Below are 23,366 nucleotides of genomic sequence, written 5' to 3'. Positions count from 1 at the left end.
GCCGCGGGCCGTCCGGAGCGGACGGCCCGCGGTCCGCCGAGGTCACCGGGCCGCCCCGGTCAGCTTCAGCAGGTCGTCCACCGCCGCCTCCACGGGGGGCAGGGCCAGCATCTCCAGCCGGGCCCGGCGCGCGGTGCTTCCGGCCTCCGGGTCGGTCAGCACCGCCCGGCAGGCGGCGGCCACGGCCTCCGGGGTGCGCTCGGCGATCTGGCGGCCCAGCCCCAGTTCCTCGACCCGTTCGGCGTTCGGCTGCTGGTCGCCGAAGTGCGGCAGCACGGCCATCGGCGTGGCGGTGCGCAGCGCCTCGCGGACGCTGTTGAAGCCGCCATGGGTGAGGAACAGGTCCGCCGTCTCCAGTACCAGCGGTTGCGGCAGCCAGTCGGTCAGGGTGATGTGCGCGGGCAGCGAGGCGGGGTCGATGTCGTCCGGCAGTATGCCGGAGGTGCCCACGACCACGGTGCAGTCGGTGAGTTCGGCCGTCGCGTCGAGGATGATCCGCAGCGACTCACCGGGGTCCGGCACCGGAAAGCCGATATCGGCGGGCAGGTAGCGGCGGATGTGCGGCAGCGCGCTGCCGAGCGCGGCCCACACCAGGGGCCGGTCGGTGGGCAGTCGGGCGAACCAGTCGGGCAGCCGGGCGGCGCGGGTCACTCCGGTGGTCTGCTGGTAGGCGAGGGCGCCGGAGGCGTGCCGGGCGAAGGAGAAGGCCGCCGGGACGTAGTCGACCCGGCCGTGCGCCACCACCGACAGCGGATCGTCCCGCCGCGGCAGGCCGAGCGCGGCGCGCACCGCGTTGAGCGGTTCGTGCAGATCGGCCGGGTCGAGCACATTGAGGGCCCCGGAGGGGGTCGGCAGCTGCGGTACGTCCAGCTCCTCGGCGACCAGGCAGGCTCCGAGGTCCATGCCGTCCCGCAGCACCAGATCGGGGCGGAAGGCCCGGGCGGCGGGCGCCTCCACCTCGTACAGCGCCCTGGCCAGCGGGCCGCCCAGGGCGCGGGTGAGGTCGCGGATCCGGGCCTGCTGCGCCTCGGCGGGCGCCTGCGCCCCGAGCGGTCCGGCACCGTCCCCGTCCTGGACGAGGGCGCTCGGGTCGAAGGCCGGCAGCCGGGGATCCACGCTCACGTCGTCGTCGCCGAAGACCGTGGTCAGTTCGGAGGTGGTCAGCACCCGCACCTCGTGCCCGGCGGCGGCCAGTGCCCGTAACAAGGGGAGTTGGGCCCGGCCGTGGGAAGGGCTGCCGGTGGTGGTGCACAGGACGCGCATGGTGCTGCCTTTCGAGGAGCGGGGATACCTGGAGCGGGAATACGTGGAGCGGGGAAACGTGGAGCGGGGATACATGGAGCGGGGATACGTGTTCCGCCGGGGGGGGTGGGTGTGGGGCCCGCTGAGGGCTTCGGGCAGGGGGTCAGCCGGTGAGGACGCGGGGGCGGCCGAGGCCGTGCAGGGCCAGGCCGGCCCGGGCCAGGCGGTCGGGGTCGAGGACGCCGCGGGGGTCGTGGACGGCCCGGCCGCGCATATGCGTGGCCATCCGGTCCCAGTGCAGGGCGCGGAACTCCGGCCACTCGGTGAGGACCACGCAGGCGTCCGCCCCGTCCGCCGCCTCGGTGGGGTCGTCCACCAGGGTCAGCAGGTCGCTCAGGTCGGTGGTCTCGGCGCTGAGCGCGGGATCGGCGGCGACGAGAACGGCGCCCCGGGCCCGTAGCAGCCGGGCGACGGCCAGGGCGGGTGAGTCGCGCAGGTCTGAGGTGCCCGCCTTGAAGGTGAGGCCGAGCAGGCCCAGTCGCGCCCCGGCCAGCGGGCGGCCGTCGGCGTCCAGGTCGGCCGCGATCCGGTCCACCAGGTGGTGCTGGTGGGCGACATTGGTCTCGATGGTGGCCCGTAGCAGGGGGAAGTCCACGCCGGCCCCCTCGCAGGCGGTGAGCAGCGCATGGGTGTCCTTGGGCAGGCAGGACCCGCCCCAGCCGGGCCCGGGGCGCAGAAAGGCGGGGCCGATCCGGGGGTCGAGGCCGATGGCCGCGGTGACCTGGGAGACGTCCACGCCGACCGCGTCGCAGAGCACGGCGAGGTTGTTGGCGAAGGAGAGCTTCATGGCGAGGAAGAAGTTGGCCGCGTACTTGGCGAGTTCGGCGTCGGCCGCCGCGCAGCGCAGCACGGGGGCGTCCAGCGCCTGGTAGAGCCCGGCCACCCGGTCCAGAGCCGCCGGGTCGCCGCCGCCGATGACGATGCGGTCGGGGTGGAGGAAGTCGTGGACGGCGCTGCCCTCCCGTAGGAACTCGGGATTGCTGACCACGGGGACGTCGCTCCGGCCGAGGAGGGCGGCGACCCGCTCGGCGGTGCCCACCGGCACGGTCGACTTGTCGACCACGACGCAGCCGGCCGGCAGCCGGTGCCTGATCTGCCCGGCGACGGCCTCCACGGCGGCCAGGTCGGCGGCGCCGCCCAGTCCCATCGGCGTGGGCAGGCACAGGAAGACCACCTCCGCCCCGTCCACCGCCGCGGCCGTGTCCCCGGTGAACGCCAGCCGGCCGCGGTCCAGCCCGTCCCGTACCAGCTCGTCGAGGTCCGGCTCCAGGAGGGCGACCTCGCCGCGGCGCAGGGCGGCGACCTTGGCCGCGTCGGCGTCCGCGCACACCACGCGGTGTCCCAGCGAGGCCAGGCAGGCCCCCGTCGTCAGACCCACGTAGCCGGTCCCGACGACCACCACACGACGGCTCTCTGCGGGCATCAGCCCTCACCCCTCCCGACGGTCGCTGCTGTCGGGAGGGACTGTAGGCCGTCGGGCAGGTCTAGAGTCAACAGCCGATGACATCCGCTGATGACTTTTCGGACACCGGCCGGAGCGGGGAGCATGGCCCTCCGGTCGGCGGCACGGCGGGCCGGACGACGAGGGGTGACGAGGGCGTGGACGTGAACGGATTCCCGGTCCAGGGCGGTGGCGGGCGGGGACGGCGACCTGCGGCGGGAGCGTCCGGTGCGGCGGTACGAGGCGGGGAGGCGGCGGCGGAGCACGGCGGCCCGCGACCGGGCGAACGTTCCGCCGCGAGCCGTCCCGCGGCCGACGACACGCCGGAGACGCCCGGGCGCCGGCCGAAACGGCGCAAACGCAGCGCCGCGGGCACCCGCAGCGCGCTGATGGCCGCCGCGGCGCAGCGCTTCGGCGCCTATGGCTACGAGGGCACCAGCCTGCGCGACATCGCCCGGGACGCCGGGGTGGACGCGGCGCTGGTCTACCGCTACTTCGGCTCGAAAGACGCCTTGTTCGCGGCGGTCTCCCGCCCCTCCGCGCTCTTCGACCCGCTGCTGGAGACCCCGCTGGACGAGGTGGCCGGCTGGCTCTGCGACTTCCTCGCCGGGGGCCCGCCGGCGGAGGAGATACCGCATCCGGTGGTGGCCGTGCTCAGCTCACCGGACCGCCAGACGGCCGTCCGGGAGTTCCGCGACGATCTGGCCGAGGTGTTCTCGGAGCGCTTCGCCGCCCGTCTCGACGGCCCCGACGCCCCGCTGCGGGCCGAGCTGGTGGCGGCCCTGCTGCTGGGTACCAGTCTGCTCGGCCGGGCGATCGGCACCCCCGCCCTGGCGCGGGCCTCGGACGACGACGCCCTGCACCGCCAGCTGGGCAAGGCGATCGGTGCCCTGCTGCGGCCCGAGCCGGACGCCTCGTGAGCGGTCGGCGTCGGGGGCGGATGGGTGCTCGCGTCAGCCGACGCGGGCGGCGAACGCCTCGTACGCCCGCTCGTCGAAGAGGACGAACCTGACCTCTTCCACCGAGGTCTCCGCCGCGCGGACCGTCTCCACGGCGATCCGCGCGGCGTCCTCCACCGGCCAGCGGTAGACGCCGGTGGAGATGGCCGGGAAGGCGACACTCCGGGCGCCGAGTTCGTCGGCGACGCGCAGGGACTCGCGATGGCAGGAGGCCAGCAGCTCGGAGCGGTCCTCCGTGGTGGAATGCACCGGGCCCACCGTGTGGATCACCCATCGGGCCGGGAGCCGGCCGGCCGTGGTGGCGACGGCGCGGCCGGTGGGCAGGCCCTTGCCGTAGTGGGCGGCGCGCAGGTCCCGGCAGGCGGCGAGGATGTCCGGGCCGCCCTTGCGGTGGATGGCGCCGTCCACTCCCCCGCCGCCGAGCAGGGAGGAGTTGGCGGCGTTGACCACGGCGTCCACCTGCTGCTCGGTGATGTCGCCGCGGACCAGGACGATCTCCATGGGGTCAGCCCTTTCTGAGGTGGCGCCAGACGGCCTTGGCCGCGTTGTGCCCGGACATGCCGTGGACGCCGGCGCCGGGCGGGGTCGCGGAGGAGCAGAGGAAGACGGCCGGGTGGGGGGTGCGGTAGGGGAACAGGGTGGGGCGGGGGCGCAGGATGAGCTGCAGCCCGGAGGCGGCGCCGCAGGCGATGTCCCCGCCGACGTAGTTGGCGTTGCGGGCGGCGATCTCGGGCGGGCCGGCGGTGGCGCGGGCGATGACCCGGTCGCGGAAGCCGGGGGCGAAGCGCTCGATCTGCCGCTCGATGGCCTCGGTGAGGTCGCCCTGCCAGGAGTTGGGGACATGGCCGTACGCCCAGAAGACCTGCTTGCCCTCCGGGGCCCTGGAGGGGTCGACCAGGCTGGGCTGGGCGGTGATGAGGAAGGGCACCTCGGGGGCGGCGGTGCCGCTGGATGCCTGCTTCAGCGCGGTGGCGATCTCCCGGCTGCTCGGCCCGATCTGGACGGTACCGGCGCGGCGGGGGGCCTCGGCCGTCCAGGGCACCGGGCCGTCCAGGGCGTAGTCGATCTTGAAAGCGGCGGCGCCGTAGCGGAAGGAGTCGTAGTAGCGGCCGAGGCCGGCGATCCGGGCGAGCGCGGTGGGCGAGGTGTCGAAGATGTACGCGCGGGCCGGCGGGAGGTCGTCCAGCCGTTTGACCTCGTACGAGGTGTGGACGGTGCCGCCGAGGTCGCGGAGGTACGCGGTGAGGGCGTCCGCGATGGACTGGGAGCCGCCGCGCGGCAGCGGCCAGCCGACGGCGTGCGCGGCGAGGGCGAAGACCAGCCCGATGGCGCTGGAGGCCGGACCGCCGAACGGGGCCATCACATGGGCGACCAGCCCGCCGATCAGGGCGCGGGCCCGGTCGTCGCGGAAGCGCCGCATCAGCCAGCTGTACGGGGGGAGCCCGGCGATGCCGAAGCGGGCGAGGGTGACCGGGTCCCGGGGCAGCGCGCTGAGCGGCAGGGACATGAAGTCCCGGGCCAGGGTGTCCCACTTGCCGAGGTAGGGGGCGACCAGCCGGCGGTAGGTGCCGGCGTCCCGGGGGCCGAAGGAGGCGGCGGTCTCGGCGACGGAGCGGGCCAGCACGGCGGCGGTGCCGTCGTCGAAGGGGTGCGCCATCGGCAGCTCGGGGTGGAGCCATTCCAGGCCGTACCGGTCCAGCGGCATGTTCCGGAAGGCGGGTGAGCCGATGCCCAGCGGGTGGACGGCGGAGCACGGGTCGTGGCGGAAGCCGGGGAGGGTCAGCTCCTCGGTGCGGGCGCCGCCGCCGACGGTGTCCCGGGCCTCGAAGACGGCCGTGGAGAAGCCCCGGCGGGCCAACTCGACGGCGGCGGTCAGCCCGTTGGGCCCCGCCCCTACGACGACGGCATCGAGCATCGACGGCACCATGGCTCCTTCGTCAGCGGGTGTGAGCGGGTGAGCGGGGATCGGATGAGCGGGTGATCAGATGACCGGGTGAGCGGGTGGGCGGGCGAGCGGGCCAGCGGGTGACGCCGGGCGACCCGGTCGGGACCGTCCGGCGCCTCCGCGCCCATCCGGCCCTCCCGTGTCCATCCGGCCCTCCCATGTCCATCCGGCCTCCCGTGTCCATCCCCACCCCTCCGCGCCCGTCCGGCCTTCTCCGGTCCCTCCGGCCTTCCAAGACCATCAAGGATATGGGGCGCGGGCGGTCGGGGTACGGCGGCGGTCATCCGGCGGCGGTGAGCAGCTCGCGTATCCGGGCGGCGGTGGCCGCGTCCCGGGCGGCGGTGAAGGGCAGGGCGTTGCCCCCGGCGATCCGGAACGGCTCACCGGTCAGGGTGGACTGGGCGCCGCCGGCCTCCTCGACCAGCAGCAGCCCGGCGGCGTGGTCCCAGGCGAACTCCCAGGAGAAGGCGACCGCGTCCAGCTCGCCGCTGGCCACCGCCAGGTACTCCAGCCCGGCCGCGCCGCAGGGGCGGGCCCGGACGCCCTCGGTGTCCAGGCCGAGCAGGGCGGCCTTCTGGTCCGGGGTGGTGTAGTCCGGGTGGGACATGGCGACCCGGAGCGGCGCGCCCGCCTCGGGCGACCCCGCCCGCAGCTCGACGCCGTCCAGCCGGGCGCCCCGGCCCCGTACCGCCGTCGCCATCCGGTCCCGGGCCGGGGCGAAGGTCCAGGAGGCGAGCAGCTCTCCGCGCAGCGCCAGCGCGACCAGGGTGCAGAAACCGGCCTCGCCGCGGACGAACTGCCGGGTGCCGTCGACCGGGTCCACGATCCACACCGGGGCGTCGCGCTCCAGCGCCTCGTACACCGCCGGGTCGGCGTGCACGGACTCCTCCCCCACCACCACGGAGCCCGGCAGCAGCCGGGTGAGCGAGGCGGTCAGATGGGCCTCGGCGGCCCGGTCGGCCACCGTCACCACATCGTGCGGCCCGCTCTTCTCGATCACCTCGTGCGCGGCGAGCTGCCGCCAGCGCGGAATGATCTCGGCGGCGGCCGCCTGGCGCACCGCCTCCTCCACCTGGCGCAGGGATCCGCTGGAGGGGTCGAGAAAGGCATCGATCATGCCTCCAAGCTAAGCACGCGCCTCCGACAATCCGGCCACCGGCCGGGATCCGTTCGCGCGGGCTCAGAACTCGGAGGTGTCCAGGTCCAGGGCGAACGGCTCGGGGAGCCGGAGCGACGCGCCGAAGGGGTGCGGCCCGTCCTGCGCCGTGTACCCGAGGGGGCCGGGTTCGGCGTACAGGGTGCAGCTCCGCTCCTGGCGGTCGACCAGCAGATACAGCGGGGCGCGGTACTCGGCGTAGCGGCGGCGCTTGACGGTGCGGTCGGTGTCGGCGTTCGGCTCGGAGGTGATTTCCGCGACCAGCAGGGTCTGGTCGGGAAGGAGCGCCCCGGCTCCCTTGGCGAGGTCGGCCGGGACGACGGCCAGGTCGGGCACGTACCAGTTGCCGCTGCCGGGCAGGTCGAGGTTGCCGGAGCCGGCCCGCAGGCGCAGTCGGCGCAGCACGGGGCCGAGCTGTTCGCGGACCAGGTCGGCGATGTTCTCGTGATCCCAGGTCGGCCCGGTCTGTTCGATGACCCCCTCGACGATCTGCACCCGGTCTCCCCGCATGTGCTGGATCGCGTACGTGAGCGCTGTCTCGGGGTCGCTGACCGCGTACGCGTGAGGCTGGGCGCTCATCGGTTCTCCCTTGGGCATCGTGAGTGCGGCTTGGCGACCGGGGTCAGGGTCGCGCAACCGGAGGGCGCCGTGCTGGCGCATCCGATGTGCCTCACCCGATCAGGCGACCGCCGGCGGTACGCGGTCGTGCCAGCGGAGGTCGGCTTCCAGTTGGGCGGCGAGGGAGATGAGGCGGGGTTCGGTGGCGGCGGGGCCGAGGAGCTGGGCGCCGATGGGGAGGCCGGTGGGGGTGAGGCCGGCGGGGACGTTGACGGCGGGCCAGCCGAGGACGTTCCAGGGCCAGGCGTAGGGGCAGGCGGCGGCCATGGTGAGGTCGGTGCGCCAGCCGGGCAGCTGGTCGAAGGCGCCGATCCGGGGCGGTGGGGCGGCGGTGGTGGGGGCGAGGATCACGTCGTAATCGCGGAAGAGGGCGCCGATACGGGCGTGCTGGGCGGCCTCGCGGGCGCGGGCGGCGCGCAGGGCGCGGCCGGCGAGGCGGTGGCCGGTGCGGGTGGCGCCCAGGGTGCGCGGGTCGAGCACGGTGGGGTCGGGGTGGCGGTCGGCGTACGCGGCGATGCCGGCGGTGGCGCGCGGCAGGAAGCCCAGGCCGATCAGGCCGTAGCGGGGGCGGGCCTCGGTGACGGTGTGGCCGAGTCGGGCCAGGGTCTCGGCGAGGGCGGTGACCGCGCGGCGGATGTCGGGGTGGAGGGGGGCGCGGGTGGCGGTGAAGGGCGGGCGCAGGGCGAGGGCGATCCGCAGCCGACCGGGGTCGCGGCGGGCGGCGGCGGAGGCGTCCACCGGGGCGGGGTGGTGCCGTTCGTCCTGGTGCGGCCCGGCGGCGGCGTCCAGGAGCAGGGCGGCGTCGGCGACGGTGCGGGCCAGCGGGCCGTTGACGGTGAGGCCCTCGAAGCAGTCGGTGTAGGGGTGGACGGAGACCCGGCCGCGCTGCGGTTTGATGCCGACCAGGTGGGTCCAGGCGGCCGGGATGCGGATGGAGCCGGCGCCGTCCGAGCCGAGCGCGGCGGGCACCAGGCCCGCGGCGACGGCGGCGGCCGAGCCTCCGGAGGAGCCGCCGGGGGTGTGGCCGAGGTTCCAGGGGTTGCGGGTGGCCCCGAAGGCGGGCCCCTCGGTGAACGCCCACTGGCCCAGTTCGCAGGAGTTGGTCTTGCCGACGACCACCGCCCCGGCCGCCTTCAGCCGGCGTACCGCCTCCCCGTCGGCGGTGGCGGACGGGATGTCGCCGCGGCAGCCGAACCGGGTGGGCAGCCCGGCCACATCGGTGTCGTCCTTGACCGCGACCGGCACCCCGAGCAGCGGCAGCCGCTCCCCTGCCAGCAGCCGCCGGTCGGCGTCCTCGGCCTCGGCGAGCGCCTCCTCGGCGCGTATGCAGCGGAAGGCGTTCACCGTGGGCTGGGCCGCCTCGATCCGCTCCAGACAGGCCCGGACCAGGTCGGCGGAGGTGGTGTGCCCCTCCGCCAACGACCGTGCCTGCGCGGCGAGTCCGGGGGGCGTGGCGGTGGTGTCGGTCGGCATGCGCGGAGCCTACTGAACGGTGCTACCGATGAGTAGAGGGCGATCGGCGCGGATCGGAGCCCTCGCGGCCCGGCCCCGGGCCACCCCGGAGGCGGGCGGACGCGTGGCTCGGCCCCCACCTCTGCCGCGGCGCCGCCCGGGTCTCCACGCGCCGCCGGGGCCGCGCCTCACCCCGCCCGGGCGTCCAGCGCGGCCAGGCCGTCCTGCCAGCGGGTACGGCGCTCGGCGGGTGACTGCTCCCACCAGGGGGTGCCCCGCTCCCCCAGGGCGACCTTGGCGGTCTGCACCCGGGCGCGGGCGGTGCGCTCGGCGGCCGGGTCGTCGGCTCGGCGGGCCGCGCCGACCGCGCGCCGGGCGGCCATCAGATGGGAGCGCAGCCGGGCGGCGGGCTCCTCGGGGATGTCCGGGTCGGTGGCCCGCCAGCGCCGCCCGCCGATGACGACGTACCGGCCGTCCGGCGTACGGTCGGGTCCGCGGCCCCCGCTCAACGGACCGGATCTCCCGGGGCGGGGATGACCTCGGCCCCAGGGGCATGGGCATGGGCATGCGCATAGGCGTTGTCCACGGCCGGAACGAGTCCGAAGTCCATACGGCTTCCCTTCTCCGGTCCGGGTGCCGGGCCAGGTCGGGCGGGGCATGTCGGCCCTTCGGTGTCAGCTCCGATGATGGCCGATTCCGGTGCGTTCGGGCCGCCCGGGCCGACCCAGTCTCCCGCCGGAAGAACCGGCGTCGGGGTCACTTCCGGACGGCGCGCAGGCCCTCCAGGAGCAGCCGCAGTCCGAACTCGAAGTCGGCCGAGAAGTCCGTGCTGATGAGTGCCGGCAGGGTGGCGGCGAGGTGCGGATACGCCCCGGCCGTCACCGCCTCACGGAGGACGTCCGGGTTGGCCGGTTCCCCGTCCCCCGGCCGCAGGGCGGCCTGTTCCTCCAGGGTGTGGCCGACGGTGAAGTTGGCGACGGCATGGAGGGCGCGTGCCGCGTCGTCGTCGCCGAAGCCCGCCTCGCGCAGGACGCCGACCAGGCTGTCGGCGAAGCCGAGGGTGTTCGGGCCGGTCGAGTGCGTGCCGGCGAAGACGCGTGCGCCGTCGCGGTGGGCGAGCAGGGCGGTACGCAGCGCGCGGGCGAGGCGCGCCGTCCGCTCGTCCCAGTCGCCGTCCCGCGCGGACTCGGCGACGCCGTCGACCATGCGCTCGGCCATCGCGGTGAGCAGGTCCTGCTTGGTCGCGAAGTAGCGGTACAGCGCGCCGGCCCGGACGTCCATCGCGTCGGCGAGGCGCCGCATGGTCAGCGCGTCGAGACCGCCCTCGTCCAGCAGGTCGAGGGCGGTCCGGATGGTGCGGGCGCGATCGAGCCGGGCGGGCCGGCCCCGGGCGGGGCTTGACGGGATGCTCATGGGCCTCACTATAGTGAACAGCGTCCACGTGAACATTGTTCACTAAAGGAAGGAGACCTCCGATGAAAGCCGACGTGATCGTCGTGGGCGCGGGCCCGACCGGGCTGATGCTCGCCTGCGAGCTGGCGCTGGCCGGCGTACGGACCCGGGTTCTGGAGCGCCGCGCCGAACCGCAGCGGGATTCGCGGGCGCTGAGCCTGCACCCGCGCAGCGTGGAGCTGATGGACCAGCGAGGGCTGCTCGACCGGTTCCTCCCCCTCGGCCGGACCGTGCCGGGCTGGCACTTCGCCGGGCTGCCCACCCACCTGGACTTCGGCGCGCTCGACTCCCGGCACGGCTACACCCTCTTCCTGGCCCAGGCGCGCACCGAGGCGATCCTCGCGGAACGAGCGCGCGAGCTGGGGGTGGAGATCAGCCGGGGCCACGAGACCCTCGGCGTGAGCCAGGACGGCGACGGGGTCGAGGTGGAGGTACGCGTACCGGGCGGCGGCACCGAGACCGTGCACGGCCGTTACGCGGTCGGGTGCGACGGCGGGCGCAGCACCGTGCGGCAGGCCGCGGGGATCGGCTTCCCCGGCGCCGACGAGACCCTGACCGGGATGCTCGGGGACTTCACGGCCGTCGATCCGCGGCCCGGCGCTCTCGACGCGGCACGGGCGCGCGGTGTGATCGTCGCGCCGTTGGAGGGAGGGGTCACCCGGTTCGTCTGCCTGGACCCGGAGCGGATACGGGTACCGACCCGGGAGCCCGTGACCCTGGAGGAGTTCCGTGCCTCGCTCATCCGGATCACCGGCTCCGACTGCGGCGTCGCCGGGCCCCGTTGGCTTTCGCGCTTCGGCAACGCCACCCGGCTCGCGGAGCGTTACCGTGCGGGACGCGTCCTGCTGGCGGGCGACGCCGCCCACATCCACTTCCCCGCGGCGGGCCAGGGGCTCAACACCGGGCTTCAGGACGCCGCCAACCTGGGGTGGAAGCTGGCCGCCGAGGTCGGCGGCTGGGCCCCGCCCGGGCTGCTGGACAGCTACGACGGGGAACGCCGTCCGGTCGGCCGGTCGGTGACCGAGAACACCGAGGTGCAGACGCTGCTGGCGGAGCTGACGCTGGTCGGGCAGTACCAGCGCCCGGCCTCGGCCCTGCGCGGCCTCCTAGACGGTCTGCTGGGCATACCGGAGGTCAACCGCCGGCTCGCCGAGCAGGTCTCCGCGCTCGGCACCCGCTATCCGGCGACGGACCCGGACGCCGACCCGCTGGTGGGGCGGCGCATGCCCGACGTCGGGCTGACCGCCGCCGGTTCGGAGGCGATACGGGTGTACGAACTGCTCGTCGGGGGCCGCTACGTCCTGCTCTCCCTGGCCGGCGGCGCGGCCGTGCGGGAGGTCGTGGACGCGGGCTGGGGCTCGCGGGTCACGGCCGTCGACGCCGACCTCCACGACGGGCGCGAGGACCTGGACGGGGTGACGGAGGTGCTCGTACGCCCCGACGGCCACATCGCCTGGGCCACCCGCACCACCGACGGCGGCGCGCGCCGCGACGAGCGCGCCCGGGCACTGACCACCTGGGCGGGGACGCCCAGCCGAAAGGAGCCGGCATGACCGTGGAACGCGTCAATCCACCGTCCGTGCACAACCCGTCCGACCAGATCAGCCAGGTCGTCACCGTCGGTGGGACCCGGATCGCGTATGTCTCCGGGCAGGTCGCCTGGGACGCGCACGGGTCGCCCGAGGGGCTCGGCGACCACGGCGCCCAGGCGGCCCGGATCGCCCGCAACCTGGACGCCGCGCTCGCCGGGGTCGGCGCCACCCGCGACGACATCGTGGAGGAGACCGTCTACGTGGTCGACTACGCACCGGAGCTGCTGCCCGCGATCATGGGGCCGCTGCGGGCCGGTGTCACGACGGCGCCCGCGAGCACCCTGGTGGGCGTGCCCGCGCTCTTCGCACCGGAGTATCTCGTGGAGGTCAGGGTCGTCGCGGCGCTCCCGGTACGGGGGAGCCATGACTGAGCCGTACCGGCCGGCGGGACCGGGACACGGGGCAACGCCGGGGCCCTGCCCCACCGGGGAGGACCAGGACCTGGAAGCGGCGCTCACCCGCCGCGCCTGGGCGGACCCGTCCTTCGCCGCGCGACTGGAGCGCGAGCCCCTGGAGGCCCTGGCGTCGATGGGGGTGCGGGTGCGCGCGGGGATCACCGTGGAGGTCAGGTTGCAGCGGCGCGACACGCTGTACTACGTCCTCCCACCCGCGAAGCGGCCGGACGAGCCGGACCGCGGCGAGCCCGTGAACCTGATGGACCTGTGGCGCAGCGGGGACAACTTCGTCTGGCTGCTGCCCGAACGGCTCAAGACCGAACTGCTGGCCATGCGCCGGAGTTTCCACGAGGCCCAGGCCGGCAACGACGAGACACGGAGCAGCCATGAGGCATGACGCCGGCACCGTCCACACCCTCCGGCTCGTCAACGACAGCGCCTACCGGGCGAGGCTCGTCGCCGACCCGAAAGCAGTGCTGTGCGAGGAGTCGGGCCACCAGCCGGTACGGGAGTTCGCCGTCGAGGCGGTGGAGCAGAGGGAGGACACCATCGTCATCCTGCTCCCCGCGAGACCGGAGGAGCACGAGGACTTCGGTGAGCGGCTCACCGAGGTGTCCCAGCGCGTCTACGACGTGCTGTTCTCGTCCGGAGTCGGCGGGTTCCTGATCCCCGACGACCGTCTGAAGTGGGTTCTGCGGGACATCCGCTCCTCCTGGGCGGCCAGGGCCGCGTCGGAGGAGTGATGGCCACCCTCATCCTCGTACACGGCTCCTGGCTCGGAGGCTGGGCGTGGGAACGGGTCGCCCCCGGACTACGGGCCTCCGGCCACACCGTCGTCTGCCCCTCGCTCGCCCCGGCCGCACCCGGTGTCGGTCTGCGTACCCATATCGCCGAGATCGTCGCTCTGATCGACAGGCACGACCTCACCGACGTGGTCCTCGTGGGGCACAGCTACGGGGGCATGGTCATCACCGGCGCGGGATACGAGCGGCCGCGGCGCATCCGGCAACTCACCTACCTGGACGCGTACTTCCCCTCGCCTGGCCAGTCCGCCTTCGACCTCCAGCCCGTCCTGCGCGACGCGTGCGATGCCGCTGCCGCTCTGCGGCCGGAGGGCGAGGCATGGCTGATACCGCCGTTCGGCTTCGAGGCCATGGGGCTCGCGGCGGGCGATCTGGCGTGGGTGACCGCGCGGGCTCGGCCGCTGAGCCGGGCCACTCACGAGGAGCCCTTGCCGGGCCCCGCATCCGGCCGCCCTCACCCACCGGCGACATACCTACGGTGTGGGGGCTCTCCTTACTTCGCCGATGCGGCGGATACGGCGCTACGGCGCGGAGCCCGGCTCCTGACCATCGAGGGCGCCGCCCATCTGGCACCCCTCACCGACCCCGAGCGCGTGGGCGCCGCACTCGACCGGACAAGCTGAGGAGTCGACGCGCAGGACGGGCTGGCGGCTTGAGACCTCGGCAGCCCGGCGGGCGGCCCAACCGCCTTGCCTCACAGGCACGTTCTGGACGGCGTTCCGCCCGCCGTGCTGGGATGTGGCCGTAAGGCGCCGGAAGTGGAGTCGGGGGACGGACCATCCCGCCGTGGCACTCCACGCGCGCCCATTCCACGAAGGAGCTGCCATGCGTGTGCGCGCGTGGATCACTGCCCTGGCCATCGTGCTGGGGACCGTTGCCGGGCTCGGCCTCACGGCCGGGCGGGCGGTGGCGGCGGGGTTGGCGACGACTCCGCTGATCACTTACAACATGCAGGGGGGAACCAAACTCGGGGAGACCAAGTGGACCGACCAGGTCCAGGACTATGCGCGCAGCGCGGAGATCGTGGCGCTGCAGGAGGCCGGGGCGGCGCCGCCGGGTGAGTTCGTCCAGCGCTTCACGTTCGACCCCAACGCTCCGGGGCGTTCGGGTTATGTGCAGCACCACCGCTGGGTGGCCGGCCAAGCCAGCTACGAGGTGTACTTCCTCCAGGTCGACCCCAACGGGGGAGGCTACACCGGCGGGCGGAACAACCTCGCGATCGTCACCCAGCGCCCGGCCGACGAGGTCAGGATCATCGCCAACCCGTACCCGGGCGGGCGGAACGTGCTCGGGGTGCGCTTCGGGGAGAACTGGTACTTCACGTACCACGCGTTGTCCGGAGGCGGTGTCGATGTCCAGCGCATGGCCGACGCGGTGAACAGATACGTCCGGGCCCAGGGGCCGAACCGGACCTGGACGCTGGCGGGCGACTTCAACCGGGACCCCGGCACGGTCGTCATGCCACCGCAGACCTGGATGTACCGGACGTTCCAGCCGACGCACATCGGCGGGGAGGAGTTCGACTACGCCCTGTCCTCGGAGAACCTCCCGAACCACCCGGTGGAGCGGCTGCCCGGCGCCAGCGCCGACCACAACGCGGTGAGCCTCGGCCAGATGCGGGCCGCGGCCGAGCCGCCGGAGCTGCGCATCCTGCCCTTCGGCGACTCGATCACCTTCGGGGCGGGCAGCAGCACCTCCGCCTACCGCGGGCCGCTCTACGACGAGCTGCGGCGCAACCAGACGCACACCGAGGTCAGCTATGTCGGCTCGCAGCACTACGGGTCGGTCCCCGACAACGACAACGAGGGCCATCCCGGCTGGCAGATCGACCAGTTGAGCGGGATCGCCGACTCGGTGATGGACACCTACAAACCGAACGTGGTGCTGCTGCACATCGGCACCAACGACATGAACGAGAACGTCGACCCGGCCGGAGCACCGGCACGGCTCGGCGCGCTGATGGACAGGATCTTCGCCAAGCAACCGGACGTCTCGCTGATCGTCTCCACACTCGTGCCGAGCGCCAACCCGACCACCGAGGGGCGGATCTTCTACTTCAACCAGAGCATTCCGCGGCTGGTGGGCGACCGCCGCGACCAGGGCCGGAAGATCTGGATGGTGGACGGCTGGAAGGCGCTGAGTCCCTCCTCCGACCTGGCCGACTTCCTGCACCCCAACGACGAGGGCTACCGCAAGCTGGGGCACGCCTTCCACCAGGGGATCGAGTCGATCGAGTGGGCCGGCTGGGTCGACCCGCCGACCGGGGGCGGCGACGGGCCGGGCGGCGGCAGCCCGGTCCGGAGCTGGTTCCCGCAGGGGACGATCGCGAGCGGCACGCTCCGCCCCCACTCCTACCCGGGCAACCTGTCGCTCGGCAGCGGGGACCGGATCCACTTCGCGGACCTGAGCGGGGACGGCCGGGCGGACTTCCTGGTCTCGCACGCCGACGGCAATCTCGACGTCTGGAACAACGGCGGTGTCAACACCGACGGCACCGTCGCCTGGACCTCGCGCCGGACCATCAACACCGGCAACCGGGAGGCGCGTTGGTTCTTCGGTGACGTGTTCAACGAAGGCCGGGCCAACATCATCCAGCTGGTGCCCGGCGACAAGCCGACCACGCTCAAGGTCCGCCGGGGCGACGGCGGCACCTACACCCAGGAGTTCGGCACCACCTGGGTGCTGCGGCCCGAGTTCGCGGACGTCTCCGGCGACGGGCTGGTGGACTGGCTCTGGATCGCCCCGGACAGCGCTGTGGACGCCTTCATCCACAACCCGCCGGGACCGGAACGCCCGTGGTCCGCCGACTCGTCCCTCCCCATCGCCACCGGCGTCGGCGTCTCCCCGGACAAGGTCAGGTTCGCCGACCTCAACGGCGACCGCCGGGCCGACTACCTGGTGCTCAACGGCGACAGCTCGGTGCGGGCGTGGATCAACGGCGGTCCAGGCGGCAGCGGCTACCGCTGGTACCCGCAGGGCACCATCGCCTCCGGGGTCGGCGTCTCCGGCGAGCGCATCCGGTTCGCGGACGTGACCGGCGACCGCAAGGCCGACTACCTGGACGTCGACCCGGTGACCGGCAACACCCGGATGTGGCGCAACGACAGCTCGCCGGAGGACGGCTGGCCGTGGTCGCCGCAGGGCTCGATCACCGTGGGCAACTCGGCCCGTGTGCTGTACGCCGACATCAACGGCGACAAGAAGGCGGACTACCTCCAGGTCGGCGCGGACAGCTCGGTCCAGGCCTGGCTGAACGGCGGCCCCAAGCCGGAGGGCGGCGACCACTACTGGACGCCGGCCGGCACCATCGCCGGCGGCGTCGGCAAGCCGGGCGCCAACGTCACCTTCGCCGACCTCAACGCCGACCACCGGGCGGACTACATCGTGGTCAACCCCGACGGATCGGTGCAGGCCTGGCTCAACGACGGGCCCAGCCCGCACGGCGGCGACTGGTACTGGCTGTCGCAGGGCACCGTCGCCGGCGGGGTCGGCGAGGCCGGCAGCAGCATCCGGCTGTCCGACCTCAACGGCGACGGCCGGGCCGACTACCTGGTCGTCCACCCGGACGGCCTGGTCAGGGCCTGGCTCAACGGCGGGCCGAAGCCGGGCGGGGGCGACTACCTGTGGTCGGGCCAGGGCACCATCGCGGGCGGCGTCGGGGCGCAGGGCCGGACGGTCCGCTTCTCCGACCTGGACGGCGACCGCCGGGCCGACTACCTGGTCCTGCACGACAGCAGCGCGCTGGACATGTGGTCCAACGGAGGCCCGAAGCCGGGCGGCGGCGACTGGTACTGGACGTCCCGCGGCCAGGTCGCCTCCGGGGTGCTCGTCCCCGGCAGCCGCATCCAGTTCGCCGACATCGACGGGGACGGCCGGGAGGACTACCTCGACGTCGACCCCGCCACCGGGGCCACCCGGGGCTGGATCAACTCGGCCTGACGTCAGGCTCAGCGAAGGGCGGGGATGACCTCGGTGCCGTAGGCGTCGATCACCGCCTCCCGGGCGTCGTGCATCGCGTACACCGCGAACTGGTCGACGCCCAGGTCCCGTAGCGCCGTCAGCTTCCCGATGTGCGCGGCGGGCGGGCCGAGCAGGCAGAAGCGGTCCACGATGTCGTCGGGGACGAAGTCGGTGGACGGGTTCCCGGCCCGGCCGTGATGGCTGTAGTCGTAGCCCTCGCGGGCCTTGATGTACGCGGTGAGCACTTCGGGTACCAGGCCGGAGTGCTCGCCGTACCGGGCGACCAGGTCGGCGACATGGTTGCCGACCATGCCGCCGAACCAGCGGCACTGGTCCCGGGCGTGGGCCAGGGCCTCGGGCGAGTCGTCGGCGGTGACGTAGGCGGGGGCGGCGACGCAGATGGTGAGCGCGTCGGGGTCGCGGCCGGCGTCGGTGGCGGCCTGGCGGACGGCCTTGACCATCCACTCGGTGAGGAAGGGGTCGGCGAGCTGGAGGATGAAGCCGTCGGCCTTCCGGCCGGTGAGGGCCAGGGCCTTGGGGCCGTACGCGGCCATCCAGACCGGCAGCTTCCCGTTCCTGATCCACGGGATGCGGATCGTGTTGCCGTCGACGGTCGCCTCGCGGCCCTCCGCCAGGTCGCGGATGACGTCGATGGCCTCGCCGAGCCGGGCCAGGGTGTTCGGCCGGCGGCCGGCGACCCGCATCGCGGAGTCGCCGCGGCCGATGCCGCAGACGGTCCGGTTGCCGAACATGTCGTTCAGGGTGGCGAAGGTGGAGGCCGTCACCTCCCAGGTACGGGTGCCCGGGTTGGTGACCATCGGGCCGACCCGGAGCTTGGTGGTGTGTTCCAGGATCTGGCTGTGGATGACGAAGGGCTCCTGCCACAGCACGGCGGAGTCGAAGGTCCAGCCGTAGCGGAAGCCGTTGCGCTCCGCCCTTCGCATCAGGCCGACGACCTGCGAGGCGGGCGGGTCGGTCTGCAGGACGAGTCCGAAGTCCACGCGGCTTCCCTTCAGTCCAGGTACTGGCAGGTGGAGCGGGGCACGAACCGGCCGTGCCCGGGGCTGCCGGTGTACTCCCGGCCGTCCAGCACGACCCGGCCGCGGGAGAGCACCGTCTCCACCCGCCCGGTGAGCCTGCGGCCCTCGTACGCCGAGTAGTCCACGTTCATATGGTGGGTGGCAGCCGAGAGGGTCTGCTCGGCCGCCGGGTCGTAGATCACCAGGTCGGCGTCGGCGCCGGGGGCGATGGTCCCCTTGCGCGGGTAGAGGCCGAACATCCGGGCCGGGGTGGCGCAGGCGATCTCGATCCAGCGGCGGCGGCTGATGTGCCCGTCCAGCACGGCCTGGTGGAGCAGATCCATCCGGTGCTCCACCCCGGGCAGCCCGTTGGGGATCTTGGAGAAGTCGCCGCGCCCCAGCTCCTTCTGGCCGCTGAAGCAGAACGGGCAGTGGTCGGTGGAGACCACCTGGAGGTCGTTGCCGCGCAGTCCGCGCCAGAGCGCCGCCTGGTGCTCCCGGGGCCGCAGCGGGGTGGAGCAGACGTACTTGGCGCCCTGGAAGTCCGGCTCGGCCAGGTTGTCGGTGGACAGGAACAGGTACTGCGGACAGGTCTCGCCGAAGACCGGCAGCCCCTTGTCGCGGGCGGCGGCGATCTCGGCGACCGCCTCCTCGGCGGAGACATGCACCACGTAGAGCGGGGCGCCGGCCACCCGGGAGAGCTGGATGGCCCGGTGGGTGGCCTCGGCCTCCAGCAGCACCTTGCGGACCTCGCCGTGGTGGCGCGGGTCGGTCTCGCCGCGGGCCAGGGCCTGTTCCACCAGCACGTCGATGGCGATGCCGTTCTCGGCGTGCATCATGATCAGCCCGCCGCTCGCGGCGCCGCGCTGCATGGCCCGCAGGATCTGCCCGTCGTCGCTGTAGAAGACGCCGGGGTAGGCCATGAAGAGCTTGAACGAGGTGATCCCCTCGTCGACGAGGAGGTCCATCTCCTTCAGGGAGGACTCGTTCACGTCCGACATGATCATATGGAAGGCGTAGTCGACGGCGCAGCGGCCCTCGGCCTTGGCGTGCCAGGCGTCCAGTCCTTCGCGCAGGGCGCCGCCCCGGGACTGCACGGCGAAGTCCACGATGGTGGTGGTGCCGCCCCAGGCGGCGGCCCGGGTGCCGGTCTCGAAGTCGTCGGAGGCGAAGGTGCCGCCGAACGGCAGCTCCATATGGGTGTGGGCGTCGACGCCGCCCGGAATGACATAGCGGCCGGTGGCGTCGATGACGCGCTCGGCGGTCCAGGCCTCGGCGGCGGAGCTGCCGTGCGCGGCGAGCGCGGCGACCTTGCCGTCCTCGACCAGGACGTCGGCTGGGGTCTCCTCGGCGGCGGTGATGACGAGTCCGCCGCGGACCAGGACGCGACCGGTGCCGGGGGTGCCGCCGGCTGGGGCGGGGGTGGTGGTCATGGCCGGTGATACCTCCGGGCGTTCAGCAGACGGAGCGCAGGGCGTGTTCCAGGATGTCGGCGCCCTCGGCGGCCTCGGCGGCGGTGAGGCTGAGCGGCGGGGCGATCCGCAGGGCGCTGGAGTTGTGGCCGCCGCCCTTGCCGACCAGCAGTCCGCCCTCGCGGGCGGCCTCCAGCACGGCCCCGGTGGCCTCCGGGTCGGCGCCGCCGGTGCCGGGATGCACGAGCTCGACGCCGATCATCAGCCCCCGGCCGCGCACCTCGCGGACCCGGTCCAGTCCGGCGGTGGCGGCGCGCAGCCGCTCGATGAGCAGTCCGCCGACCCGCCGGGCATTGCCCTGGAGGTCGTGCTCCTGGAGGTAGGAGAGGTTGGCGAGGCCGGCGGCCATGGTGACGGGCGAGCCGCCGAAGGTGGAGATGGAGTTGGCGGACAGCCCGTTCATGATCTCCGCGCGGCCGACCACCCCGCCGATGGACATCCCGTTGCCGATGCCCTTGGCGAAGGTGAGCAGGTCCGGCGGGCCGGCGGCGCCGTGCGCCTGCCAGCCCCAGAAGTGCTCACCGGTGCGGCCCCAGCCGGTCTGCACCTCGTCGGCGATCCACAGCACCCCGCGCTCGGCCAGCACCTCGCGGAAGGCGGCGTACAGCCCGTCCGGCGGGGAGGTGAAGCCGCCGATGCCCTGCACCGGTTCGGCGATCAGCGCGGCCACGTCCCCGGTGTGGCCGAGCAGGTCGGTGAGGTCGGCGACGCAGGCGGCGGTGAACTCGGCGTCGTCCAGGTGCGCGTAGGGGCCACGGGTGCGGACGCCGCCGTGCACGTAGAGGGTCTGCAGCGGGGAGAGGGTGGTGGGCGTCCAGGAGCGGTTGCCGGTGATGGAGACGGTGGAGAAGGAGCGCCCGTGGTAGCTGTTGCGCATCGCCAGGACCTGGTTGGAGCGGCGGTGGGCGGTGGCGAGCAGCAGCGCGGTGTCGTTGGCCTCGGTGCCGGAGGTGGTGAAGAAGACCCGGGCGTCGGGGATGCCGGAGAGGGCGGCGATCCGCTCGGCCAGCTCCACCATGGGGCGGTTGAGGTAGAGGGTGGAGGAGTGGATCATCCGGCCGGCCTGCTCGCTGACCGCACGGGTGACCTCGGGCAGGGCGTGGGCGGTCATGGTGGTGAGGATGCCGCCGAAGAAGTCCAGATAGCGGCGGCCCTCGGCGTCCCAGACGTACCGGCCCTCGCCATGGGTGATCTCGATGGGGTCGCGGTAGTAGAGGGTCACCCAGTCGGGGATGACGGCCTGGTGCCGCTTGAGGAGGTCGTTCACGGCTGGATCAGCTCCTCGTACGCGTCGGGGCGGCGGTCCCGGTAGAAGGCCCACTGCTGCCGGACCTGGTCGATCAGGCCGAAGTCGAGGTCGCGGACGACCAGTTCCTCCTCCTTGTCGGAGGCGAGGTCGCCGACGAACTGCCCGCGCGGGTCCACGAAGTAGCTGGTGCCGTAGAAGTCGTTGTCGCCGTACTCCTCGCGGCCGACCCGGTTGATGGCGGCGACGAAGTACTCGTTGGCGACGGCGGCGGCCGGCTGCTCCAGCTGCCAGAGGTGGGCGGAGAGGCCCCGGTGGGTGGCGGAGGGGTTGTAGACGAGCTGGGCGCCGGCGAGGCCGAGCTGCCGCCAGCCCTCGGGGAAGTGGCGGTCGTAGCAGATGTAGACGCCGACCCGGCCCACGGCGGTGTCGAAGACCGGCCAGCCGGCGTTGCCCGGGCGGAAGTAGAACTTCTCCCAGAACCCCTTGACCTGCGGGATGTGGTGCTTGCGGTACTTGCCGAGGTAGGAGCCGTCGGCGTCGATCACCGCCGCGGTGTTGTAGAAGAAGCCCGGGCCCTCGCTCTCGAAGACCGGGACGACGATCACCAGTCCGGTCTCCCGGGCCAGCTCCCGCATCCGGGTCACGGTGGGCCCGTCGGGCACCGGTTCGGCCCAGCGGTAGTGCTGGGGGTCCTGGACCTGGCAGAAGTAGGGGGCGTTGAAGACCTCCTGGAAGCCGATGACCTTCGCTCCCTGGCGGGCCGCCTCCCGGGCGTGCTCCTCATGCTTGGCGATCATGGAGTCGGTGTCGCCCGTCCAGGTCGCCTGGACCAGCGCTGCGCGCACGGTATGGGACATGGGGCTGCTCCTTCGCGACATGCGTCGACGAGCTCTACGCCCGTAGAAGCGGTGCGTAGACAGTGAACGTAAGCCTCGTCACATGCGGGAGCAAGACCGCCGCCGTGAAGCAACGGAGTCGATCATGTTTCGCACCCGAGTGGTCCACATCGGGCGGAGGTGGACAGGCAGCCCGTGCTTCACCAGCCGGCGAGGCCGGATACGCGCAGGGCGTGCACCAGGGCCTCCTCACGGGCCGGGGCGGTGGGGGCGGCGGCGCGCGCCGCGTCCAGCAGCAGCGGGACCAGCCGGTGCGGGGCGTGCGCGGCGAGGCGGGCGGCCTCCTCGGCGGGCCGGCAGCCCACCAAGGCGTCCAGCAGGGCGCGGGCGTGCGCGGGGCGGCCGCTGTCCTCCAGCGCGAGCACGGCCGCCGCGGTCTCGTCGGTGGGCCGGGCCACGCCCTGGCGCAGCAGGGCCTCGGCGTCCCGGTCGCGGCCCGCGTCGGCGAGCGCCCGGCCCAGTTCGGCGATCCGCTCGGAGGGCAGTGAGGCGGCCTCCCAGAGCAGGGTGGCCCAGTCGGCGCCCAGCCCGGCGGCGCCCAGCTCCCCGGCGAGCGGGGGCACCAGCTCCGCGGGCCAGGCGGCGGCCTCGCAGAGCAGGACGTGCGCCTCGCCGCCCCGCCCGGCCGCGCGCAGCCGCCGCAGCGCGGCCACGGCCTCCCGCGCGGGCCCCGGATCGGGGCGCGGCGCGGGCGGGGCCTCCTCCGGGGCGACCGGGGCGAACCGGGCGCCGCGCGGGGCGGCGGTGGCGGTGACCGGAGCGCCGAGCAGCGCGGCCGGGTCTACCTGGGGTTCAGGCTCGGCCCCGAGCGGGTCCGGCTCCTCGGGGACCTCGTCCAGCCAGGCGTACCGGGCCCCGCGCGGCCGCCCGGCCCGCCCCCGCCGCCGGGTGCGGTGCTCGGCGGGGTCGGGAGGGACATCGGGGTCTACGGGGACGGGGGCTGGGGCGCCCGGCGACTCCCCGGCGGGGTACGGGGCGGCGCCCGGGGGGACGGGGGCGGGCTCCCCGGCGCCCGGCGGCGCCGTGTCCGGGCCCGGGGCGCGGAGGGTCGGGGACGGGCCGGGGGCCCGGAAGGCGGGGCCGGGCCCCACGGCGGCCGACGGGACGCTGCCCGCGACGTCGTACGGGCCCGGGGCCCCGAGGGGAGAGCGGGTGGCGAGGCGGGTGTCCGGGTGGGCCGGGGGCGGCTCCATGGCGGCCGGCGGGTGGGGGGCCGAGGCGGTGATCGGGTCGGGGGTGGCGGGGGTGGATTCCCCGGCGGGCGACGGGCGGGCGCTCTGGCCGGCGTACGGGTCCGGGGTCCGGCGGGGGAAGACCGCGGCGAGACCGGTATCCGGGTGGGTGGTGGCGGGGCCGAGGGCGCTGAGGCGGGCGGTGAGTTCGGCGGTGCGGGCCTCGGCCCGGGCCAGGTCGTCGCGGACCCAGAGCAGTTCACGGGTGAAGCCGGCCGCCTCGGCGGAACCGGGGACGGCGCGGCCGAGCAGGTCCAGCAGCGCGGCACGGCGCCGGTCGGCGCGCTCCCGCTCCCCCGCCATCGACCGGATCCGCTCGCGCAGGGCCGTCCGGCCACCCGGGCGGCGGTCGTCGGTGTCCGGTGGCTACTTGAGGCCGGTGGTGGCGATTCCGGCGATGAAGTGGCGCTGGAAGAGGAGGAA

General features: G+C 74.2%; 21 protein-coding genes. 7 read left to right on the top strand and 14 right to left on the bottom strand.

Features of this window, described 5'->3' with window-relative positions:
- Positions 1 to 42: 42 nt before the first annotated feature.
- Both ABZ945_RS32150 and ABZ945_RS32145 read right to left on the bottom strand, forming a co-directional pair.
- A complete protein-coding gene (locus ABZ945_RS32150; protein WP_361276872.1) occupies positions 43 to 1,263 on the bottom strand; it encodes a glycosyltransferase in 1,221 nt (406 codons plus the stop codon).
- Between the two features lie 142 nt (positions 1,264 to 1,405).
- Positions 1,406 to 2,725: a UDP-glucose/GDP-mannose dehydrogenase family protein gene (locus tag ABZ945_RS32145; RefSeq protein WP_361276870.1), complete on the bottom strand. Its 1,320-nt coding sequence runs from the start codon at positions 2,723 to 2,725 to the stop codon at positions 1,406 to 1,408.
- A gap of 407 nt (positions 2,726 to 3,132) precedes the next feature.
- Here ABZ945_RS32145 and ABZ945_RS32140 point away from each other — a divergent pair, with 407 nt between their 5' ends.
- Complete coding sequence (locus tag ABZ945_RS32140) at positions 3,133 to 3,663, top strand: TetR family transcriptional regulator (RefSeq protein ID WP_361276868.1); 531 nt, start codon at positions 3,133 to 3,135, stop codon at positions 3,661 to 3,663.
- A 33-nt stretch (positions 3,664 to 3,696) separates the two neighbouring features.
- Here the strand turns inward: ABZ945_RS32140 and ABZ945_RS32135 are convergent, their stop codons facing one another.
- The 7 genes from ABZ945_RS32135 to ABZ945_RS32105 all read right to left on the bottom strand — a co-directional run bounded on the left by ABZ945_RS32135 (position 3,697) and on the right by ABZ945_RS32105 (position 10,286).
- Positions 3,697 to 4,203 (bottom strand): O-acetyl-ADP-ribose deacetylase, encoded by a 507-nt coding sequence (locus ABZ945_RS32135; protein WP_361276866.1) that lies wholly within the window; start codon positions 4,201 to 4,203, stop codon positions 3,697 to 3,699.
- A 4-nt stretch (positions 4,204 to 4,207) separates the two neighbouring features.
- Positions 4,208 to 5,626 (bottom strand): NAD(P)/FAD-dependent oxidoreductase, encoded by a 1,419-nt coding sequence (locus ABZ945_RS32130; RefSeq protein WP_361276874.1) that lies wholly within the window; start codon positions 5,624 to 5,626, stop codon positions 4,208 to 4,210.
- Positions 5,627 to 5,927: 301 nt separating this feature from the next.
- Complete coding sequence (locus ABZ945_RS32125) at positions 5,928 to 6,764, bottom strand: inositol monophosphatase family protein (RefSeq protein ID WP_361276864.1); 837 nt, start codon at positions 6,762 to 6,764, stop codon at positions 5,928 to 5,930.
- Between the two features lie 63 nt (positions 6,765 to 6,827).
- Complete coding sequence (locus ABZ945_RS32120) at positions 6,828 to 7,382, bottom strand: Uma2 family endonuclease (protein ID WP_361276863.1); 555 nt, start codon at positions 7,380 to 7,382, stop codon at positions 6,828 to 6,830.
- A 99-nt stretch (positions 7,383 to 7,481) separates the two neighbouring features.
- Positions 7,482 to 8,894, bottom strand: a complete 1,413-nt coding sequence (locus tag ABZ945_RS32115) for an amidase (RefSeq protein WP_361276862.1) — start codon at positions 8,892 to 8,894, stop codon at positions 7,482 to 7,484.
- Between the two features lie 167 nt (positions 8,895 to 9,061).
- The gene (locus ABZ945_RS32110) at positions 9,062 to 9,382 is read right to left on the bottom strand and encodes a hypothetical protein (protein WP_361276861.1); all 321 of its coding nucleotides are present in this window, start codon (positions 9,380 to 9,382) and stop codon (positions 9,062 to 9,064) included.
- A 247-nt stretch (positions 9,383 to 9,629) separates the two neighbouring features.
- The gene (locus ABZ945_RS32105; RefSeq protein ID WP_361276859.1) at positions 9,630 to 10,286 is read right to left on the bottom strand and encodes a TetR/AcrR family transcriptional regulator; all 657 of its coding nucleotides are present in this window, start codon (positions 10,284 to 10,286) and stop codon (positions 9,630 to 9,632) included.
- Between the two features lie 62 nt (positions 10,287 to 10,348).
- On the opposite strand from ABZ945_RS32105, the gene ABZ945_RS32100 reads away from it, so the two are divergent.
- From ABZ945_RS32100 to ABZ945_RS32075, 6 genes are all read left to right on the top strand, one after another.
- Entirely contained in the window at positions 10,349 to 11,878 is a 1,530-nt protein-coding gene (locus ABZ945_RS32100) for a monooxygenase (protein WP_361276857.1), read from the top strand.
- Positions 11,875 to 12,288 (top strand): RidA family protein, encoded by a 414-nt coding sequence (locus tag ABZ945_RS32095; RefSeq protein WP_361276855.1) that lies wholly within the window; start codon positions 11,875 to 11,877, stop codon positions 12,286 to 12,288. Before ABZ945_RS32100 ends, ABZ945_RS32095 begins: the two co-directional genes overlap by 4 nt.
- Entirely contained in the window at positions 12,281 to 12,709 is a 429-nt protein-coding gene (locus ABZ945_RS32090; RefSeq protein WP_361276853.1) for a nitrile hydratase, read from the top strand. Before ABZ945_RS32095 ends, ABZ945_RS32090 begins: the two co-directional genes overlap by 8 nt.
- Positions 12,699 to 13,055, top strand: coding sequence for a hypothetical protein (locus ABZ945_RS32085; RefSeq protein ID WP_361276851.1), 357 nt, complete (start codon positions 12,699 to 12,701; stop codon positions 13,053 to 13,055). The genes ABZ945_RS32090 and ABZ945_RS32085 overlap by 11 nt, the downstream gene beginning before the upstream one ends.
- Positions 13,055 to 13,738 (top strand): alpha/beta hydrolase, encoded by a 684-nt coding sequence (locus ABZ945_RS32080; protein ID WP_361276849.1) that lies wholly within the window; start codon positions 13,055 to 13,057, stop codon positions 13,736 to 13,738. The genes ABZ945_RS32085 and ABZ945_RS32080 overlap by 1 nt, the downstream gene beginning before the upstream one ends.
- A gap of 202 nt (positions 13,739 to 13,940) precedes the next feature.
- On the top strand, positions 13,941 to 17,054 hold the full coding sequence (locus tag ABZ945_RS32075; protein ID WP_361276847.1) for an FG-GAP-like repeat-containing protein: 3,114 nt from the start codon (positions 13,941 to 13,943) through the stop codon (positions 17,052 to 17,054).
- Positions 17,055 to 17,062: 8 nt separating this feature from the next.
- On the opposite strand, the gene ABZ945_RS32070 is transcribed toward ABZ945_RS32075, so the two are convergent.
- From ABZ945_RS32070 to ABZ945_RS32050, 5 genes are all read right to left on the bottom strand, one after another.
- Positions 17,063 to 18,076 carry a TIGR03842 family LLM class F420-dependent oxidoreductase gene (locus tag ABZ945_RS32070; RefSeq protein ID WP_361276845.1) on the bottom strand — a complete coding sequence of 338 codons (1,014 nt, stop codon included), beginning with the start codon at positions 18,074 to 18,076 and terminating at the stop codon, positions 17,063 to 17,065.
- Positions 18,077 to 18,087: 11 nt separating this feature from the next.
- Entirely contained in the window at positions 18,088 to 19,527 is a 1,440-nt protein-coding gene (hydA, locus tag ABZ945_RS32065; RefSeq protein ID WP_361276843.1) for a dihydropyrimidinase, read from the bottom strand.
- A gap of 22 nt (positions 19,528 to 19,549) precedes the next feature.
- Complete coding sequence (locus tag ABZ945_RS32060) at positions 19,550 to 20,833, bottom strand: aspartate aminotransferase family protein (RefSeq protein ID WP_361276841.1); 1,284 nt, start codon at positions 20,831 to 20,833, stop codon at positions 19,550 to 19,552.
- Positions 20,830 to 21,672, bottom strand: coding sequence for a nitrilase-related carbon-nitrogen hydrolase (locus tag ABZ945_RS32055; RefSeq protein ID WP_361276839.1), 843 nt, complete (start codon positions 21,670 to 21,672; stop codon positions 20,830 to 20,832). Before ABZ945_RS32055 ends, ABZ945_RS32060 begins: the two co-directional genes overlap by 4 nt.
- A gap of 179 nt (positions 21,673 to 21,851) precedes the next feature.
- On the bottom strand, positions 21,852 to 23,246 hold the full coding sequence (locus ABZ945_RS32050; RefSeq protein ID WP_361276837.1) for a hypothetical protein: 1,395 nt from the start codon (positions 23,244 to 23,246) through the stop codon (positions 21,852 to 21,854).
- Positions 23,247 to 23,366: the final 120 nt, after the last annotated feature.

Source organism: Streptomyces sp. NPDC046887 (assembly GCF_040644755.1).
GTDB classification, from domain to species: Bacteria; Actinomycetota; Actinomycetes; order Streptomycetales; family Streptomycetaceae; genus Streptomyces; species Streptomyces lichenis.
This window is presented reverse-complemented; position numbering and strand designations above follow the sequence as displayed.

Bases quoted from the DNA above. Each gene is read 5' to 3' on its own strand.
- ABZ945_RS32150 (WP_361276872.1), bottom strand. From the start codon at position 1,263: ATGCGCGTCCTGTGCACCACCACCGGCAGCCCTTCCCACGGCCGGGCC.
- ABZ945_RS32145 (WP_361276870.1), bottom strand. From the start codon at position 2,725: ATGCCCGCAGAGAGCCGTCGTGTGGTGGTCGTCGGGACCGGCTACGTG.
- ABZ945_RS32140 (WP_361276868.1), top strand. From the start codon at position 3,133: ATGGCCGCCGCGGCGCAGCGCTTCGGCGCCTATGGCTACGAGGGCACC.
- ABZ945_RS32135 (WP_361276866.1), bottom strand. From the start codon at position 4,203: ATGGAGATCGTCCTGGTCCGCGGCGACATCACCGAGCAGCAGGTGGAC.
- ABZ945_RS32125 (WP_361276864.1), bottom strand. From the start codon at position 6,764: ATGATCGATGCCTTTCTCGACCCCTCCAGCGGATCCCTGCGCCAGGTG.
- ABZ945_RS32120 (WP_361276863.1), bottom strand. From the start codon at position 7,382: ATGAGCGCCCAGCCTCACGCGTACGCGGTCAGCGACCCCGAGACAGCG.
- ABZ945_RS32115 (WP_361276862.1), bottom strand. From the start codon at position 8,894: ATGCCGACCGACACCACCGCCACGCCCCCCGGACTCGCCGCGCAGGCA.
- ABZ945_RS32105 (WP_361276859.1), bottom strand. From the start codon at position 10,286: ATGAGCATCCCGTCAAGCCCCGCCCGGGGCCGGCCCGCCCGGCTCGAT.
- ABZ945_RS32100 (WP_361276857.1), top strand. From the start codon at position 10,349: ATGAAAGCCGACGTGATCGTCGTGGGCGCGGGCCCGACCGGGCTGATG.
- ABZ945_RS32095 (WP_361276855.1), top strand. From the start codon at position 11,875: ATGACCGTGGAACGCGTCAATCCACCGTCCGTGCACAACCCGTCCGAC.
- ABZ945_RS32090 (WP_361276853.1), top strand. From the start codon at position 12,281: ATGACTGAGCCGTACCGGCCGGCGGGACCGGGACACGGGGCAACGCCG.
- ABZ945_RS32085 (WP_361276851.1), top strand. From the start codon at position 12,699: ATGAGGCATGACGCCGGCACCGTCCACACCCTCCGGCTCGTCAACGAC.
- ABZ945_RS32080 (WP_361276849.1), top strand. From the start codon at position 13,055: ATGGCCACCCTCATCCTCGTACACGGCTCCTGGCTCGGAGGCTGGGCG.
- ABZ945_RS32075 (WP_361276847.1), top strand. From the start codon at position 13,941: ATGCGTGTGCGCGCGTGGATCACTGCCCTGGCCATCGTGCTGGGGACC.
- hydA (WP_361276843.1), bottom strand. From the start codon at position 19,527: ATGACCACCACCCCCGCCCCAGCCGGCGGCACCCCCGGCACCGGTCGC.
- ABZ945_RS32055 (WP_361276839.1), bottom strand. From the start codon at position 21,672: ATGTCCCATACCGTGCGCGCAGCGCTGGTCCAGGCGACCTGGACGGGC.
- ABZ945_RS32050 (WP_361276837.1), bottom strand. From the start codon at position 23,246: ATGGCGGGGGAGCGGGAGCGCGCCGACCGGCGCCGTGCCGCGCTGCTG.